Genomic DNA, 14087 nt, shown 5'->3' with positions numbered 1-14087 from the left:
CCGGGCGAGAGCGCTGTTCGCGCTGAACGATCCGGCCATCGGTGTCTCGCTCTTACGCCACTCCCGACTTCGTGATGCAAACGCCGGCTTGACGGCGTTTTGTTTGCGTCTATACTAAACCACATGGTTAAGTATCAAGAGGATGTTCTGGACCGCACCTTTGCCGCGCTGTCCGACCCAACCCGGCGCGCGCTGCTGGCGCGGCTAGGCGACCGCGAAAGCCTGTCGGTCAGCGAACTGGCGCAACCGTTTTCGATGTCGCTGCCCGCGATCATGAAGCATCTCGATGTGCTGTCGGAGGCCGGCCTGATCGCCCGCGAAAAGACCGGCCGCACGGTTGCGTGCCGGCTGACCGCCAGCCCGATGGAGCAGGCGATGGACTGGCTCAATCGCTACCAGCGCTTCTGGTCCGACAATCTCGACCGCCTTGCCGCTTTTGTGGAGGGAGACCCATGGCCACCCAGTCAAGCCTTGCCAAGCACGATACTATCAGCGACAGCGAACTCGCCGCGCGCCCCAGCCTCACGCTCACGCGCCGGTTCAGCGCGGCGCCCGAAAAAGTCTACGCCGCGTGGGCCGACCCGCAAAAGCTAGTGCAATGGTTCGGGCCGACCTCCGTCGAGGAGGGCTCGGTCAAGGCCGACATCGATCTGCGCGTCGGTGGGCGCTACCGCATCAGCTTCCGCGCCAATGGCGATTACAACGAGGTCGGTGGCGTCTATCGCGAGGTCGTTCCGAACGAGCGGTTGGTGTTTAGCTGGGCATGGCATTCGACGCCGGAGCGGGAATCGCTGGTGAGCATTTCGATCAGGCCGGAAGGAAGCGGTTCGCTGCTCGTCTTCAACCACGCGCAGTTCGTCGATGCCGCCGCGCGTGACAATCACGAGCGCGGCTGGACGGAGTTCCTTGTCAAACTCGAAAACTATCTGGCCTGAACGAGGGAGCCTGCCATGCCATCGAACGCCGTTGTTTCCCGCGAGGAATGGATCGTCGCCCGCAAGGCGCACCTTGCGCATGAGAAGGAATACACGAAAGCGCGCGAGCGTCTGAGCGAAGAACGGCGCGCGCTGCCCTGGGTCAGGGTCGAAAAGAACTACGTATTCGATGGGCCCAGCGGCAAGGTCTCGCTCGGCGATTTGTTCAAGGGGCGCAGCCAGCTCGTGGTGCAGCATCTGATGTTCGCGCCCGGCTGGAACGAGGCCTGCAAGAGCTGCTCGTTCTGGGCCGACGGGTTCGAGCGCATGATTCCGCATCTGGCCGCCCGCGACACCACGATGGTCGCGATCTCGCGCGCGCCGCTGCAAAAGCTTGCCGCATTCAAGCAGCGGATGGGTTGGACCTTCGATTGGCTGTCATCAGGCGGCAACGAGTTCAATTACGATTTCGGCGTCTCGTTTACGCCGGAGCAGCTCAAGTCAGGCGCTACGCTCTACAATTTCGGCACCACTCCCTTCGGCGGCGAAGAGGCGCCGGGCATCAGCGTGTTCCATCGCGACGAGGCCGGGACCGTCTTCCACACCTATTCCTGTTTCTCGCGCGGCCTCGACATGATGAACGCCGCCTACCACTATCTCGACCTCACCCCGCTCGGGCGTCACGAGCAAGGTCTGTCCTATCCGATGGAGTGGGTGCGGCTACGTGACCAATACCAGCCGGCGCCAGTTCAGGCATCTTGTTGTCATAGTTGAAACGCCGGACCGTCGTTGCGAGCGAAGCAATCCACCGGGCCGCAAAGGAAGATGGATTGCTTCGTCGCTTCAGCGCAAAATTGCTTTGCAATTTTGTCGCGAGCTCCTCGCAATGACGTCGACAACGTGAAGAGGAAACTTGTAATGCCTTACGTCGATGGCTTCATCGTCGCCGTGCCGAAGAAAAATCTCGAGGCCTACTCCCGCCTGTCTAAGAAGGCCGGCAAGATCTGGCGCGAATATGGCGCGCTCGACTATCGCGAATGGGTCGCTGAGGACGTCAAGGTCGGCAAGGTCACGTCGTTTCCGCGCGCCGTGAAGCTCAAGCCGGGCGAGACCGTCGTGTTCGCCTGGATCACCTACAAGTCGCGCGCCCAGCGCGACAAGATCAACGCCAAAGTGATGGCGGACCCGCGGCTTAGCGAAATGATGGATCCGAAATCGAAGCCGCCGTTCGACGGCAAGCGGATGATCTTTGGCGGGTTCGAGAGCCTGGTGAAGGTGTAGCCTGTAGTCACCACCGGGCGGGATTTCCTGCGTGTGCTCGGATCTGCATGCAGGATAGCCGTCAGCCCATTCCGGACGATGGCAAAAGCGCCGAGCGCCCGCGCACAGAACGGATCATCATCGGTCATCGGTTCAAGAGCCGGCATCGCCGGCGCTAAGCTCCGCCGTCAGCCCGACCGGGACTGCGCTTCCAATTGCCGGCTGTAGCGCGACATCGCAAAGCAGAACACGAAATAGATCAGCCCGACGAACACGTAGACTTCAACGCTGAACTGCTGCCAGGCGGGATCGATGATGGAGGTCTTCGCCGTCGTCAGCAGGTCGAAGATACCGATGATCAGCACCAGGCTGGTGTCCTTGAAGAAGGCGATGAACGTGTTCACCAGCGGCGGGATCACATGACGAATCGCCTGCGGCAGGATGATCAGGCCGTTCTTCTTCCAGTAGGTGAGCCCGAGCGCGTCGGCGGCATCGTGCTGTCCTCTCGGAATGGCCTGGAGGCCGCCGCGGATGACCTCGGCAAGATAGGCGCCGGCGTACAGTATGAACGCGGTCTGCGCCCGGAGCAGTTTGTCGATGTTGACGCCGTCGGGCAGGAACAGCGGAAACATCACGCTCGCCATGAACAACAGGCTGATCAGGGGAACGCCGCGGATCAACTCGACATAGAGCACGCAGAGCGACCGGATCGCGGGCAACTTTGAACGGCGGCCCAGCGCCACCACGATCCCGAGCGGGAAGCCGAACGCCAGTCCGAACGTCGCCAGGATCAGCGTCACCGGCAGCCCGCCCCAGCGATCCTGTGAAACGTAGGACAGCCCGAAGATGCCACCCCACATCAAGACGCCGATCAGGACCAGCGCCGCCGCCCACACCAATGCCAGTTCCTTGCGCCACCAATTGCGCCGGCTCGACACCCAGAACAGCGCAATGAAGGTGAGGCACACCAGCGCCGGCCGCCACTGCTCATTGAAGGGGTAAGTGCCGAACAGGATGAAGCGATATTTTTCAGGGATCACGGCCCAGCAGGCGCCGAGCCCGCGGATCGATCGGCAGGGGCCGGTCTGGTTGCCGGAAACGATCCAGATCGCGTTCCAGTAGCCCCACTGCACCAGGCTGATGAACGCCTTGGCGAGCAGCGCGATCAGGAGCACGGAGATGATGCTTGATGTGACCGAGGCGAACAGATTCGTGCGCAGCCACCGGATGGCGCGGCTGGCCGGAGTCCTGCGGGGTCGCGCGTCGAAGGGAAGCGGATTTTGCGGAGCGTCCGTGATCGACGTCATGGCATCAGCGCTCCACCAGCGCGATGCGCGCATTGTACCAGTTCATGAACAGGCTGATGCCGAGGCTGATGGTGAGGAACACGGCCATGATGAGCGCGATGGCTTCGATGGCCTGTCCGGTCTGGTTCAGCGTGGTATTCGCGATCGACACCACGTCCTGATACCCGACTGCGACCGCAAGCGAGGAATTCTTGGTCAGGTTCAGATATTGGCTGGTCATCGGCGGAATGATGACGCGGAGCGCCTGCGGCGGCAGCACGATGCGCCGAAGCACAAAACTACGGCGCAGGCCGAGCGCGTTCGCGGCGTCCCATTGGCCCCTTGGAACGGCCTGAATACCGCTGCGCACGATTTCGGCGATAAACGCCGAGGTGTAGGTGACGAGCGCGATCAGCAGCGCAAAATATTCCGGTGCGAGCGTCAGTCCGCCGACAAAATTGAAGCCGCGCAGTTCGGGCAACGTGATGGTCCATGACGCGCCGAGACCAAACGACACCAGCGCCGGCAGGCCGACGAGCAGGGCCAGCGCAGAGGGCCAGAGCGGACGCGCCTTGCCGTCCGCCATCTGCCGCGCCACTAACTGCCGCCGCAATAGATACAGCGCGCCCAGGCCGGCGGCGGCCGCAGCGATGACCCACAGATTTGCTTCCTCGATCGGAATCGCTGGCAACACCAGGCCTCTGTTCGACAGAAAGACGCCCTCGATCGGCTTCCAGGCCGCGCGTGCCGCCGGAAGTCCCTGCATCAGCACGTACCAGAACAACAACTGCAGCAGCAGCGGAACGTCGCGGAGCACTTCGACGTAGACCGCAGCCAGCCGCGACAACAGCCAGTTCGACGACAGCCGCGCGATGCCGATCAGCGTGCCAAGCACGGTCGCGAGCACGATGCCGATGACCGCGACGCGGAGCGTATTGACGATGCCGACGATGAAGGCGCGGACGTAAGGATCCCTGGGGCTATAGGCAAGCCAGCTATCCGCGATCGGCATCCCGGCCTCGCGGCCGAGAAAGGCGAAGCCGGTCGAAATCCGGCGTACCGATAAGTTGTGCAGGGCGTTGGACCAGAGCCAGCCAACGATCGCGACCGCGATGGCGACCACCACGATCTGCCAGACGAGGCCGTTGATCTGCTGGCGATTCAGGCGGAGGCGCATCCGCCGACGGCGAGGGAATTCGGACGTGGATGTCGTCACAGCACAAGGATCCTCGACTTAAGCGGCGATGACTTTGAGCAACGATGTCTTTGAGCAACGATGTCTTGCAGCAGCGACCTTCCAGTAGCGATCTAGGCGCATTTCAAATGTTGCACCAAAACTGATTTCGTGCAACATATGTTTCATGGCGCAGCTCCGGCCAAAATCCTCGCCGCTGAACGATTTGTGCAGTGCGCTGCCATCGTTGCCGATGCGGCTGCAGCAAGTCGGCCGGTTCGTTGCCGCCAATGACTATGACGCCACCACGCGCTCGATGCGTGATCTTGCCGCCGAGGCAGGCGCCGATCCCGCCGCCTTCACCCGGCTCGCAAAAGCGCTCGGCTATTCCGGATGGGACGAATTGCGTGCCGCGCTGACCGAGGCCCGCCGGCCCGCGCAATCTTCGCCGTTTTCGGGTCGCGCCAGGGGCGGCCGGAAAGGGCCCAACGCCGAGATATCGCTGGTCTCCGACAAGCTGGAAGCCGAGGCGGCAGGTCTCGCGCGCATTTCGGCCGGCTCGGTGGCCAACGCCGCCAAGGCTCTGCACGCCGCGCGGCGCATCTGGATCGCCGGCTTCCGGAGCTGCCGCAGCGTTGCGGAACTGCTCAATTATCAGCTTCGCCTGTTCCGGCCGGACGCGGTGCATCTGGTCGGCGGCTCGGGTCCCGAAGATCTCGATCTGGGTGCGTTCCATAGCGGCGATGCCGTCGTCGTTATCGGGTTTGCGCCTTATTCGAGGGCAAGCGTTTTGTCGGCGCGGGCGGCCCATGATTCCGGCGCCACGCTGGTTGCGATTGCCGATACGATTACGGCGCCGATGGCGGAGGGGGCCGATCATCTGTTGCTCTATGAGGCTGCCGCATCGCCGGGATTCTTCCCGAGCCTCACCGGCGCCATCGCCATCGCGCAGTCGCTGGCCGCCGTGACCTTCGTGCTGGGCGGCGCCGGCGCCAAGCGGCGCCTCGAAGAGACCGAAGGTCGGTTGGCCGCGCTGTCGCAATATGTCGCGGAGAAAGGTTGATCGTCATGGGAGCCAGCAAAAGCCGGTTGCTGCACCGAAGCCTGCGTGAGACGCCGCCGAAGGCCATCGGCGGCGATGGCGTCTGGCTGATCGCCGAAGACGGCAGACGGATTCTGGATGCTTCCGGCGGCGCGGCCGTCTCCTGCCTCGGCCACCAGCACGCTCGCGTGCTCGAGGCCATGACGCGACAGGCATCGAAGCTGGCCTTTGCCCATACCGGCTTCTTCTCGTCGGAGCCCGCCGAAGCGCTGGCTGAGGCGCTCGTTGGCGACGAGCCCGGCGGTCTGGCCTACGCCTATCTCGTCAGCGGCGGGTCGGAAGCGATCGAGGCCAGCATCAAGCTGGCGCGGCAATACTTTGTCGAAAGCGGCCAGCCGCAACGCCAGCGCTTCATCGCGCGCCGCCAGAGCTATCACGGCAATACGCTGGGCGCGCTCGCCGCCGGCGGCAACGCCTGGCGGCGCGAGCCCTACGCGCCGCTATTGTCGTCGGCCTTCAGCCACGTGACGCCGGCGTTCGCCTATCACGAAAAACGCGACAGCGAATCCGAGGCGGATTTCGTGACGCGACTGGCAGCCGAGCTCGAAGCCGAATTCCAGCGCCTTGGTCCGGATACGGTGGCGGCGTTCATCGCCGAGCCGGTGGTGGGCGCCACCGCCGGATGCGTGCCGGCGCCGGAGGGATATTTCCGCGCCGTCCGCGAGATCTGCGACCGCCACGGCGCGCTCTTGATCCTGGACGAGGTGATGTGCGGCATGGGCCGCACCGGCACGCGCCACGCATGGGAGCAGGAGGGCATCGCGCCCGATATCCAGGCGATCGCCAAGGGGCTTGGCGGCGGCTATCAACCGATCGGCGCCATGCTCGCCAGCGGGCGCATCGTCGATGCGATCCGGGATGGCTCGGGCGCATTCAAGCACGGCCACACCTATCTGGCGCATCCGCTCGCCTGTGCCGCGGCGCTCGAGGTGCAGCGGGTGATCGATGACGAGCAACTGCTCGACAGGGTCAAGTATCTTGGCCGCCAGCTCGAACGGCGCCTGACCGAGCGTTTCGGCAATCACCGCCACGTCGGCGATATCAGGGGGCGGGGCCTGTTCCAGGCCATTCAGCTCGTCGCCGATCGCGCCACCCGCGCGCCGTTCGATCCCGCGCTCAAGCTTCACCAGCGGATCAAGGCCGCCGCGTTCGAAGGCGGCCTTGCCTGTTATCCCTCGGGTGGAACGATGGATGGCCGCAGCGGCGATCACGTCCTGCTGGCGCCGCCCTATATCGCGACATCAGAGGATATCGACATGATCGTCGACCGGCTGGGTCACGCCGTCGACTTGGCCTTGAAGAGTGTTGGTCATTAGGAGGAGCAGAATGAAGAGAATCATCGTCGCTACAGGCTTGCTCGCCGCGTCGGGCTTGATGGCGCAAGCCGCAACGCTCGATACGGTCAAGCAGCGCGGCACGCTCGTGTGCGGCGTCAGCATCGGCTTCGCCGGGTTCTCCACGCCGGACTCGCAGGGTAACTACAAAGGGCTCGACGTCGACTATTGCCGCGCCTTGGCAGCCGGCGTGCTCGGCGACGCCAGCAAGGTGCGCTATGTCGCGCTCACGGCGCAGAACCGCTTCACGGCTTTGCAGTCGGGCGAGATCGACGTGCTCTATCGCAACTCGACCCAAACCTATCTGCGCGGCGCGACGTTTGGGCCTGCGGCAGGGGCCGGTCAATTTCTACGATGGCCAGGGTTTTGTCGTAAGGGCCGACGCCGGCGTAAAGGACCTCAAGGGCCTCAATGGCGCCACCGTCTGCGTCGCGCAGGGCACGACCCATGAAGTGACGCTCGGCGACTACGGCCGTGCCAACGGCATCGAATGGAAACCGCTGGTGTTCGATCGCACCGATACCATGTACCAGACATTCTTTGGCGGGCGCTGCGATGCCATGACCCAGGACGCTTCCGCGCTCGCCGGCGCGATCACCACCGCGGCTTCCAATCCGGCCGACTACACCGTGCTGCCGCAGACCATCAGCAAGGAGCCGCTCGGGCCGTTCACCCGCAACGGTGACGACGTGTGGACCGACATCATCGCCTGGCTTCACTTTGGCCTGATCGAGGCGGAAGAGCTTGGTGTCACTGCAGCCAACGCCGAACAAATGGCAAAATCCAATGTGCCGGCCATCCAGCGGCTGCTCGGTACTGCGGGTGAGCTAGGCTCGCGCTTAGGCCTCGACAACAAATGGATGCTGCAGGCGATCAAGGCGGGCGGCAATTACGGTGAGATCTTTGAACGCAATGTCGGCAAGGCGAGCCCATTAAAGCTCGATCGCAGCCTCAACGCGACCTGGGCCAAGGGCGGCCTGATGTACGCTCTGCCGTTCAAGTAGTGAGACGTTGCGGCGCGGCGGGTTGACACAAGTCGCGCTGCAGCCAGACTGACCCATATGCGCATTACCCTGATCCACGCCCTGAAACACTCGATTGCGCCGATCGAGGCTTCCTTCGCCAGGCTTTGGCCGGAGGCCCGCCTGATGAATCTGCTCGACGACAGCCTGTCGGCCGATCTGGCGGGTGACGGCGGGCTCACCGACGCGATGACCGAGCGTTTCCTCGGGCTTGGACGCTACGCCGTCGGCACCGGATCGGACGCGATCCTGTTCACCTGCTCGGCGTTCGGTCCCTGCATCGAAGCCGTCGCACGGGCCAACGCCCCGATGCCGGTGCTCAAGCCCAATGAAGCGATGATCGAGCAGGCGGTCGCGCGTGGCCGGAAGATCGGGCTGTTGTCGACGTTTCCGCCGACGCTCGCCTCGATGCCGCCGGAGTTTCCGTCGCAGGTCGAACTGGTGCCGAAACTGGCGGAAGGCGCGTTGGCCGCGCTCGATCGCGGCGATCGCGCGACCCATGACCGCCTGGTGGTGGAAGCAGCGAGGAGCTTGGGCGACTGCGACCTGATCGCGCTCGCCCAGTACAGCCTGGCGCCAGCGGCAGACGCGGTCGCCGAGGCGACGGGACGGCCGGTGCTGACCACGCCCGACAGCGCAGTGCAGAAGCTGATGAAAATGCTCTGCGTCGAAGGCGCCTAGGCTTCTTTCCTCGTTTGGCGCCTTTTTGGCTAGGCTTGCTCAACGTTTATCTCTTGCCGGGCCAGCGGCAAATGCTGCTCCAACCGCAGCAACAAGCAAGGCAGCTCCTCCCCAAGAGAGCGCATTCGGGCCGAGCCAAATGATCAGGCCGCCACCGAAGGCGCTGCCGAACATTTGCCCGAGATACGTGGCGGACAGATTCAATGCCGCGGAGGCTGAAGCCATTTCCGGCGACAGGAGCACCAGCCGTGCCTGCTGAGACGGATGAATAGCGAAGCCGCCAAGCCCCCAGATCGAGATCACCAGCATCGTAGTCACCAGCGAGCCGTATGTCATGGGCCACATCGCAAACGCTGCAATCATGAGGGCAAGGCAAGCGCCAACCACACGTCCAGCGCCAATGCGATCTATCACGCGGCTCGCGAAGTAATTGCCAGCAAGCCCCGCTACTCCGAACCAGCCAAACAGAAGGCCGATTCCCCCCGCATCAATGCCCAGGCTGTCCCTGAGGCCGGGAGCAAGGTAGGTATAGAGTGTAAATTGACCTGCACACTGGAGAACCGTGGTCAGCAACAACCAGAGAATGACTACATTGCCCGCCAAGGGCCGCCATGCGTTCCAGTCTACCGGCGTATTCGGCAGTCTGGCTGAAACCGTGAGCGCGACCCACACCGCGCTCGCGAACGACATTGCGCCGACAAGGCCGAGTGTTACGCGCCAGCCAAGAACCGCTCCGAGCGCGTTTCCTGCAGGTATCCCAATCACGATCGAGAGCGTGAACCCAAGAAACATCGTGGCGATGGCTCTGCCGCTCTGTCCGGGCGGAGCTGCAAGACCGGCGGCAGCGATCGAGTGTGGGGTGACGATCGCGGCAGCGAGGCCTGCAAGAATGCGCGCCGCTGCAAGCGTGCTGTAGGTCGGCGCCACCGCCGCGGCAAACTGCAGGACTCCAAACAAGACAAGTCCCGCCGCAATCAAGTCTCGCCGTCCAAATCGCCTCGTGAGAGATACAAGCAGCGGCGCCCCGACCGCGAGCGAAAGCGAATAGGCGGACATCAACTGTCCTGCACCTGCGACGGACGTCCCAAGCTCCCGCGCGATCTCGTTGAGCAGACCAGTCACCGCGAAAGCGCCGACCCCCACAACGAAGTAGCCGAATGCAAGAGCTGCCGTGGATTGGGTTCTGCGCACACGACCTCACGTAAGCTTCGGTGTCGTCGCTGGACACGCCGGCAGCCGCTCACATGCGGCGCGCACGAATATCGACTTCCTTCCGCCAGTTTTCGTTGTCGAAACTCCGCTCCGCCGTCCAATGAAAAGACGCCGGTTCAATTTCGGCAAAGGTCCAGCGCATCGAGCCGCCTCGTGGATCCGGGCCTTCCTGCACAATATCTCGTCCTCGTGCGCGGCCGGCCTGTTGCGTGAAAACATCGGTCGCAGGGTCATTCCATAGAATGCGCCAAGCATCGAGATTCGGATCGTAGATGCGAAGCGTCGTTCCGTACCAATTTCCTGCCCCGGGGAGCTGTTCAATGCCCGGGCGCCGTTGGTCGAGGCGCGGGATCATCCAAACGTCCTGGATGGCGCGGCCTTGCAGTATCCAGCCAGCGTGAATCTCGCCGCGACCGGCGTGGGTGGACCCGTCCTCAAGTATTGTGGTGACGTCCATCTCCCACTGACCGACGAGCCACGAATACAATTCTAGCTTGGCCTTGCGCTCTGAATCCGGGCCATCGGCGTGGAGCACGCGAGGAAATGACGTGGTAAGCGAGCTTGGCGCTTGAGCATTTGTGCTATGCGCAGATGTCATCATAGGCTCCTCTGACTCTAACGATCGGCTTCGCAGTGGGCCTCGATCCGATACTCCGTCGGGTCCAAGCACAAAGCTCGCCGCATGGAACTTGCTCACTGTCACGGTCCGGTGCCGCGAAACCAAAGTGCATGCCTGGGTCGGGATCCGGATCGCCCCTGAAGATGTGGCGCGGCGCCGGTTTTCGCTTGGGAAAAATTGCTAAATCTGATCTGGCTGGCCGGAACAGCCCGTTGCCCGCTCTGTTGGAGAACCTGAGAGCGAGTTATTCGTTCTGGCGTTATGGCACTCAAGATTCAGGTATTGGCGTCTGGCCCGGGTTGGAGCGTGCGTGACGTGCTCTGCGACTACGGGCCGCACGACCACTCCTTCGTCGAGCAGCATGCCGAAACGGCAATCTCGCCAGTGGCGCAGGGAAGCTTTCAGTACCGGACGCAGGTTGGAGCCGCGACGCTCGTGCCAGGATCGCCTCTGCTCGGCAACGCCGGCAGCTACTTCGAGTGCGGACATGAGCATGCGCAGGGCGACCGGTGTCTCGCGTTTCATTTCGCGCCGGCATTCTTCGAGAGCATTGCCGCAGGCGTGTCCGGCGCACGCAGGACTACATTCGTCCATGCCGCCTTGCCTCCGACAAACGAGCTCATTGGTCTACTCGCCGATGCTGAAGTAGCTCGAGACCAGCGCGACGGAGCAGCTCTCGAGGAAATCGCAACCCGACTTGCCGGCGCCGTTCTGATGATGACGGCCGACAAAGTCGCACCTATCCGGATGCCAAGCGCGCACGATGAGCGGCGGATCACCCGGGTCGTTCGCCGCATCGATGCACAACCAGATGGAGGGTTACGGCTCAACGCGCTTGCCCGCGACGCTGCAATGAGCCCCTATCATTTTCTGCGCACGTTCCGGCAAGTGACCGGAATGACGCCGTATCAATACGTTCTGCATCTGCGGCTCCACCGTGCTGCGAGGCGGCTCCGCGAGAGCTCGGATCCGATTTCCAGGATCGCTTTCAAGGCTGGCTTCGAGGATCTCGCCACCTTTAACCGGCGATTTCGCCGATTGATCGGCACAACGCCGAGCACCTACCGCGCGGTCGGTTAGATATTTTCACGGCGGGTAGCGCGAATAGAGAGCGGGCCCTTGAGCGCTCCTGCTGCCAAAGTCGCTATTGTGACTGCTGCGACAGCCGCATCGGAAAGCGATGCTTGGCGCCGATCGCGGCTAGGCGTCTTTCTTGGGAACCTTTTTTGCCGGCTTCTTCGCAGTCGCTTCCTCGGCTGCGTTCCTGATTGCCCGCGCGTAACTATCGGCGGCATTTTGCGCAGAGTTTTGCAGCCGCTTGGCCGCGGCCGTACCGAGCTCCATCGTGCTCTTGGCGATCAGCCGGAACTGATCCCGCGTCTCCTTGTCCTTTGCCTTGGTCGCGCGGGCCATGATCTGGTCGCGCCGCTTCTTCACGGCTGCCATCAGGCTCTTGTTCTGCGCTTTTGCGATTTGCCGGATGACGACGTCGAGATCGGCTTCAGCCATTATGAGTCACTCTTGCCGCACCATGCCCCCGGTCAGGGTGCGCTGATATACTGGCGCATTACGGTTGATGAAGGAACAGACAGCATTGTGTCGCCCTGGCGTGATGATTTCAAGCACGATTTGGCAGCCGTGCGGCGTGACGGCTTGCTCAACCTTGAAGCTGACGCCGGGCGTCATGCCGGAAGGATCCGCCGATAACCGTCGGTTAACGTTGTATTGCTACGCATTCGCAACCGAGAGGAAGGACAAGCGGATGCGTAACCTCACCGTCTATCAGCGCTTTGCGATGGTCATTGCGGCGCTGACGATCGTGCTGCTGGCTGTCTCCGCCTTGCAGATCCTGGTGCTGCGCGATGCGGTCCTGGCCGAGCGCCGCACCACGGTCCGCAATCTTGTCGAGGCAGCGACGAAGATCCTCGCCCAGTACGAGGGTGAGGCCAAGGCCGGCAAGATCGAGCCTGACCGGGCGCGCCAGATGGCCTTTGCTTCGATCGGCGCCATGCGCTGGGGCGAACACGCCGACTACATCGGCGTGTACGGCACGGGAAGCGCCGATGCCGGCGTCACCTATGTGCACGTCAATCCGAAATACATCAACGTCAACCGCTGGGAGTTCAAGGACAAGAGTGGCAAGCTGTTGATCCAGGACATCGTGCGAACCGCGCGCGCCGACGGCGGCTTTGTCGAGTATCTGGCGCCCCGCTCGGCCGGCGGAGCCGAACTTCGTAAGCTCGCCTATGTCGGGGCGTTTGGCGCAGGCGACAAGCTTCTCGCCATCCAGGCCGGCGTTTATGTCGACGACATCGATGCGGTGGTGTTCAGTCGGATGATCTGGGCCGGGATCGCCGGGCTGGCTGGACTGGCAATCGCGGCTTTCTCTGCATTCTGGCTCGGCCGCGGCATGGTCGTTCCGCTCAACAGAACCTGCTCGGCGATGGACGAACTGGTCAAGGGCAACCTTGCTGTCGAGATTCCGTTCGTCGACCGGACCAACGAGATCGGCCGGATTGCGCGAAGCCTCCAGATCTTCAAGGATCATCTGGTGGAAACCACGCGGCTGCGCACCGAACAGGAAGCGATGAAGACGCGTTCCGCCGAGGAGCGGCAAGCGGTTCTGTCCCGCATCGCCGACGAATTCGAGCGCAGCATCGGCGGGGTGATCCGGGGCACCGCAACGGCCGCCGACGAATTGCAGAATTCCGCTTCGTCGATGTCCACGATTGCGGTGGGAACGACAGATCAGAGCGCGAAGGTCGCGGCTGCCGCCGAGCAGACGGCGTCGAACGTGCAGACCGTTGCGGCGTCGGCGGAGGAGTTGTCGTCCTCGATCCAGGAGATCGCGCGGCAGGTCAGCCAATCTTCGTCAATTGCCCAGAATGCGGTTGGGCAGGCCAACCGGACGGAGGCCATGGTCGGCCGCCTGGTCGAGGCCTCGCAAAAGATCGGCGAGGTCATGGCGCTGATCCAGACCATCGCAGGACAGACGAATTTGCTGGCGTTGAACGCGACCATCGAAGCTGCGCGGGCCGGAGAGGCCGGCAGAGGCTTCGCCGTCGTCGCCAACGAGGTGAAGGCGCTGTCGTCGCAGACCGCCAAAGCTACCGACGAAATCACCAGCCAGATCCAGGAAATTCGCGACGCGACCGGTTCGACGGTCAATGCAATCCGCGAGATCGGCACCACGATCGGGCAAATGAACGAGATCGCAGGCTCCATTGCGGCCGCCGTCGAAGAGCAGGGCGCTGCGACCAACGAGATTGCCCGCAGCGTGCAGCAGGCGGCGCAAGGCGCCCAGGAGGTGATGCAAAACATCACGGGCGTGCGCGAAGCTTCGAGCAAAGTCGACGCTGCCGCGAGCCTCGTGCTCAATGCCGCCGGTCAACTGACGTCGCAATCCGAGCAGCTCAAAACTGAAACCGGCAAATTCCTCGGCAACGTCCGGGCGGCGTGAAAGTGGGCGCTAGCTTCATCGTC

16 protein-coding genes and 1 pseudogene are annotated in these 14087 nt (G+C 63.1%); 10 read left to right on the top strand and 7 right to left on the bottom strand.

Features of this window, described 5'->3' with window-relative positions; all coding sequences use genetic code 11:
• Window positions 1-123: 123 nt before the first annotated feature.
• The 4 genes from ACFXS9_RS33265 (at window position 124) to ACFXS9_RS33250 (ending at window position 2195) form a co-directional block, all read left to right on the top strand.
• A complete protein-coding gene (locus ACFXS9_RS33265) occupies window positions 124-594 on the top strand; it encodes an ArsR/SmtB family transcription factor (RefSeq protein WP_392696527.1) in 471 nt (156 codons plus the stop codon).
• On the top strand, window positions 594-935 hold the full coding sequence (locus tag ACFXS9_RS33260; protein WP_392696524.1) for an SRPBCC domain-containing protein: 342 nt from the start codon (window positions 594-596) through the stop codon (window positions 933-935). The genes ACFXS9_RS33265 and ACFXS9_RS33260 overlap by 1 nt, the downstream gene beginning before the upstream one ends.
• A 15-nt stretch (window positions 936-950) precedes the next feature.
• Window positions 951-1688 carry a DUF899 domain-containing protein gene (locus ACFXS9_RS33255; RefSeq protein WP_392696521.1) on the top strand — a complete coding sequence of 246 codons (738 nt, stop codon included), beginning with the start codon at window positions 951-953 and terminating at the stop codon, window positions 1686-1688.
• A 144-nt stretch (window positions 1689-1832) separates the two neighbouring features.
• Window positions 1833-2195, top strand: a complete 363-nt coding sequence (locus tag ACFXS9_RS33250; protein ID WP_392696519.1) for a DUF1428 domain-containing protein — start codon at window positions 1833-1835, stop codon at window positions 2193-2195.
• Between the two features lie 167 nt (window positions 2196-2362).
• Here the strand turns inward: ACFXS9_RS33250 and ACFXS9_RS33245 are convergent, their stop codons facing one another.
• From ACFXS9_RS33245 to ACFXS9_RS33235, 3 genes are read right to left on the bottom strand one after another with little or no spacing between them, the layout of a single operon-like run.
• Entirely contained in the window at window positions 2363-3481 is a 1119-nt protein-coding gene (locus tag ACFXS9_RS33245) for an amino acid ABC transporter permease (protein ID WP_392696516.1), read from the bottom strand.
• 4 nt (window positions 3482-3485) lie between these two features.
• Window positions 3486-4676, bottom strand: a complete 1191-nt coding sequence (locus ACFXS9_RS33240; RefSeq protein WP_392696514.1) for an amino acid ABC transporter permease — start codon at window positions 4674-4676, stop codon at window positions 3486-3488.
• An 18-nt stretch (window positions 4677-4694) separates the two neighbouring features.
• Entirely contained in the window at window positions 4695-4823 is a 129-nt protein-coding gene (locus ACFXS9_RS33235; protein ID WP_392696512.1) for a hypothetical protein, read from the bottom strand.
• Here ACFXS9_RS33235 and ACFXS9_RS33230 point away from each other — a divergent pair.
• From ACFXS9_RS33230 to ACFXS9_RS33215, 4 genes and pseudogenes are all read left to right on the top strand, one after another.
• Window positions 4822-5697, top strand: coding sequence for a MurR/RpiR family transcriptional regulator (locus tag ACFXS9_RS33230; RefSeq protein WP_392696510.1), 876 nt, complete (start codon window positions 4822-4824; stop codon window positions 5695-5697). The two genes, ACFXS9_RS33235 and ACFXS9_RS33230, sit on opposite strands and share 2 nt — an antisense overlap.
• Before the next feature lie 5 nt (window positions 5698-5702).
• Window positions 5703-7052 (top strand): aspartate aminotransferase family protein, encoded by a 1350-nt coding sequence (locus ACFXS9_RS33225; protein WP_392696507.1) that lies wholly within the window; start codon window positions 5703-5705, stop codon window positions 7050-7052.
• Between the two features lie 10 nt (window positions 7053-7062).
• Window positions 7063-8074, top strand: a pseudogene (locus ACFXS9_RS33220) (amino acid ABC transporter substrate-binding protein).
• Between the two features lie 57 nt (window positions 8075-8131).
• A complete protein-coding gene (locus ACFXS9_RS33215) occupies window positions 8132-8773 on the top strand; it encodes an arylsulfatase (RefSeq protein ID WP_392696504.1) in 642 nt (213 codons plus the stop codon).
• A 39-nt stretch (window positions 8774-8812) separates the two neighbouring features.
• On the opposite strand, the gene ACFXS9_RS33210 is transcribed toward ACFXS9_RS33215, so the two are convergent.
• A complete protein-coding gene (locus ACFXS9_RS33210) occupies window positions 8813-9964 on the bottom strand; it encodes an MFS transporter (protein WP_392696501.1) in 1152 nt (383 codons plus the stop codon).
• 49 nt (window positions 9965-10013) lie between these two features.
• Window positions 10014-10520, bottom strand: a complete 507-nt coding sequence (locus tag ACFXS9_RS33205; RefSeq protein WP_392696499.1) for a hypothetical protein — start codon at window positions 10518-10520, stop codon at window positions 10014-10016.
• A 345-nt stretch (window positions 10521-10865) separates the two neighbouring features.
• Between ACFXS9_RS33205 and ACFXS9_RS33200 the strand changes: the two genes are divergently transcribed.
• A complete protein-coding gene (locus ACFXS9_RS33200) occupies window positions 10866-11684 on the top strand; it encodes a helix-turn-helix transcriptional regulator (protein ID WP_392696496.1) in 819 nt (272 codons plus the stop codon).
• 120 nt (window positions 11685-11804) lie between these two features.
• On the opposite strand, the gene ACFXS9_RS33195 is transcribed toward ACFXS9_RS33200, so the two are convergent.
• Window positions 11805-12113, bottom strand: a complete 309-nt coding sequence (locus ACFXS9_RS33195; RefSeq protein ID WP_392696493.1) for a hypothetical protein — start codon at window positions 12111-12113, stop codon at window positions 11805-11807.
• A 6-nt stretch (window positions 12114-12119) separates the two neighbouring features.
• Window positions 12120-12290 (bottom strand): hypothetical protein, encoded by a 171-nt coding sequence (locus tag ACFXS9_RS33190; RefSeq protein ID WP_392696490.1) that lies wholly within the window; start codon window positions 12288-12290, stop codon window positions 12120-12122.
• Window positions 12291-12366: 76 nt separating this feature from the next.
• Between ACFXS9_RS33190 and ACFXS9_RS33185 the strand changes: the two genes are divergently transcribed.
• Complete coding sequence (locus tag ACFXS9_RS33185; RefSeq protein ID WP_392696487.1) at window positions 12367-14064, top strand: methyl-accepting chemotaxis protein; 1698 nt, start codon at window positions 12367-12369, stop codon at window positions 14062-14064.
• The last annotated feature ends 23 nt before the right edge of the window (window positions 14065-14087 follow it).

This window comes from Bradyrhizobium sp. RDI18 (assembly GCF_043203335.1).
In the GTDB taxonomy this organism is placed as follows: Bacteria; Pseudomonadota; Alphaproteobacteria; order Rhizobiales; family Xanthobacteraceae; genus Bradyrhizobium; species Bradyrhizobium retamae.
This window is presented reverse-complemented; position numbering and strand designations above follow the sequence as displayed.

What these genes read in the sequence shown, in the direction of transcription:
- ACFXS9_RS33265 (WP_392696527.1), top strand. Translation starts at nt 124, where the DNA reads ATGGTTAAGTATCAAGAGGATGTTCTGGACCGCACCTTTGCCGCGCTG.
- ACFXS9_RS33255 (WP_392696521.1), top strand. Translation starts at nt 951, where the DNA reads ATGCCATCGAACGCCGTTGTTTCCCGCGAGGAATGGATCGTCGCCCGC.
- ACFXS9_RS33250 (WP_392696519.1), top strand. Translation starts at nt 1,833, where the DNA reads ATGCCTTACGTCGATGGCTTCATCGTCGCCGTGCCGAAGAAAAATCTC.
- ACFXS9_RS33245 (WP_392696516.1), bottom strand. Translation starts at nt 3,481, where the DNA reads ATGACGTCGATCACGGACGCTCCGCAAAATCCGCTTCCCTTCGACGCG.
- ACFXS9_RS33230 (WP_392696510.1), top strand. Translation starts at nt 4,822, where the DNA reads ATGGCGCAGCTCCGGCCAAAATCCTCGCCGCTGAACGATTTGTGCAGT.
- ACFXS9_RS33235 (WP_392696512.1), bottom strand. Translation starts at nt 4,823, where the DNA reads ATGAAACATATGTTGCACGAAATCAGTTTTGGTGCAACATTTGAAATG.
- ACFXS9_RS33225 (WP_392696507.1), top strand. Translation starts at nt 5,703, where the DNA reads ATGGGAGCCAGCAAAAGCCGGTTGCTGCACCGAAGCCTGCGTGAGACG.
- ACFXS9_RS33215 (WP_392696504.1), top strand. Translation starts at nt 8,132, where the DNA reads ATGCGCATTACCCTGATCCACGCCCTGAAACACTCGATTGCGCCGATC.
- ACFXS9_RS33200 (WP_392696496.1), top strand. Translation starts at nt 10,866, where the DNA reads ATGGCACTCAAGATTCAGGTATTGGCGTCTGGCCCGGGTTGGAGCGTG.
- ACFXS9_RS33195 (WP_392696493.1), bottom strand. Translation starts at nt 12,113, where the DNA reads ATGGCTGAAGCCGATCTCGACGTCGTCATCCGGCAAATCGCAAAAGCG.
- ACFXS9_RS33190 (WP_392696490.1), bottom strand. Translation starts at nt 12,290, where the DNA reads ATGACGCCCGGCGTCAGCTTCAAGGTTGAGCAAGCCGTCACGCCGCAC.
- ACFXS9_RS33185 (WP_392696487.1), top strand. Translation starts at nt 12,367, where the DNA reads ATGCGTAACCTCACCGTCTATCAGCGCTTTGCGATGGTCATTGCGGCG.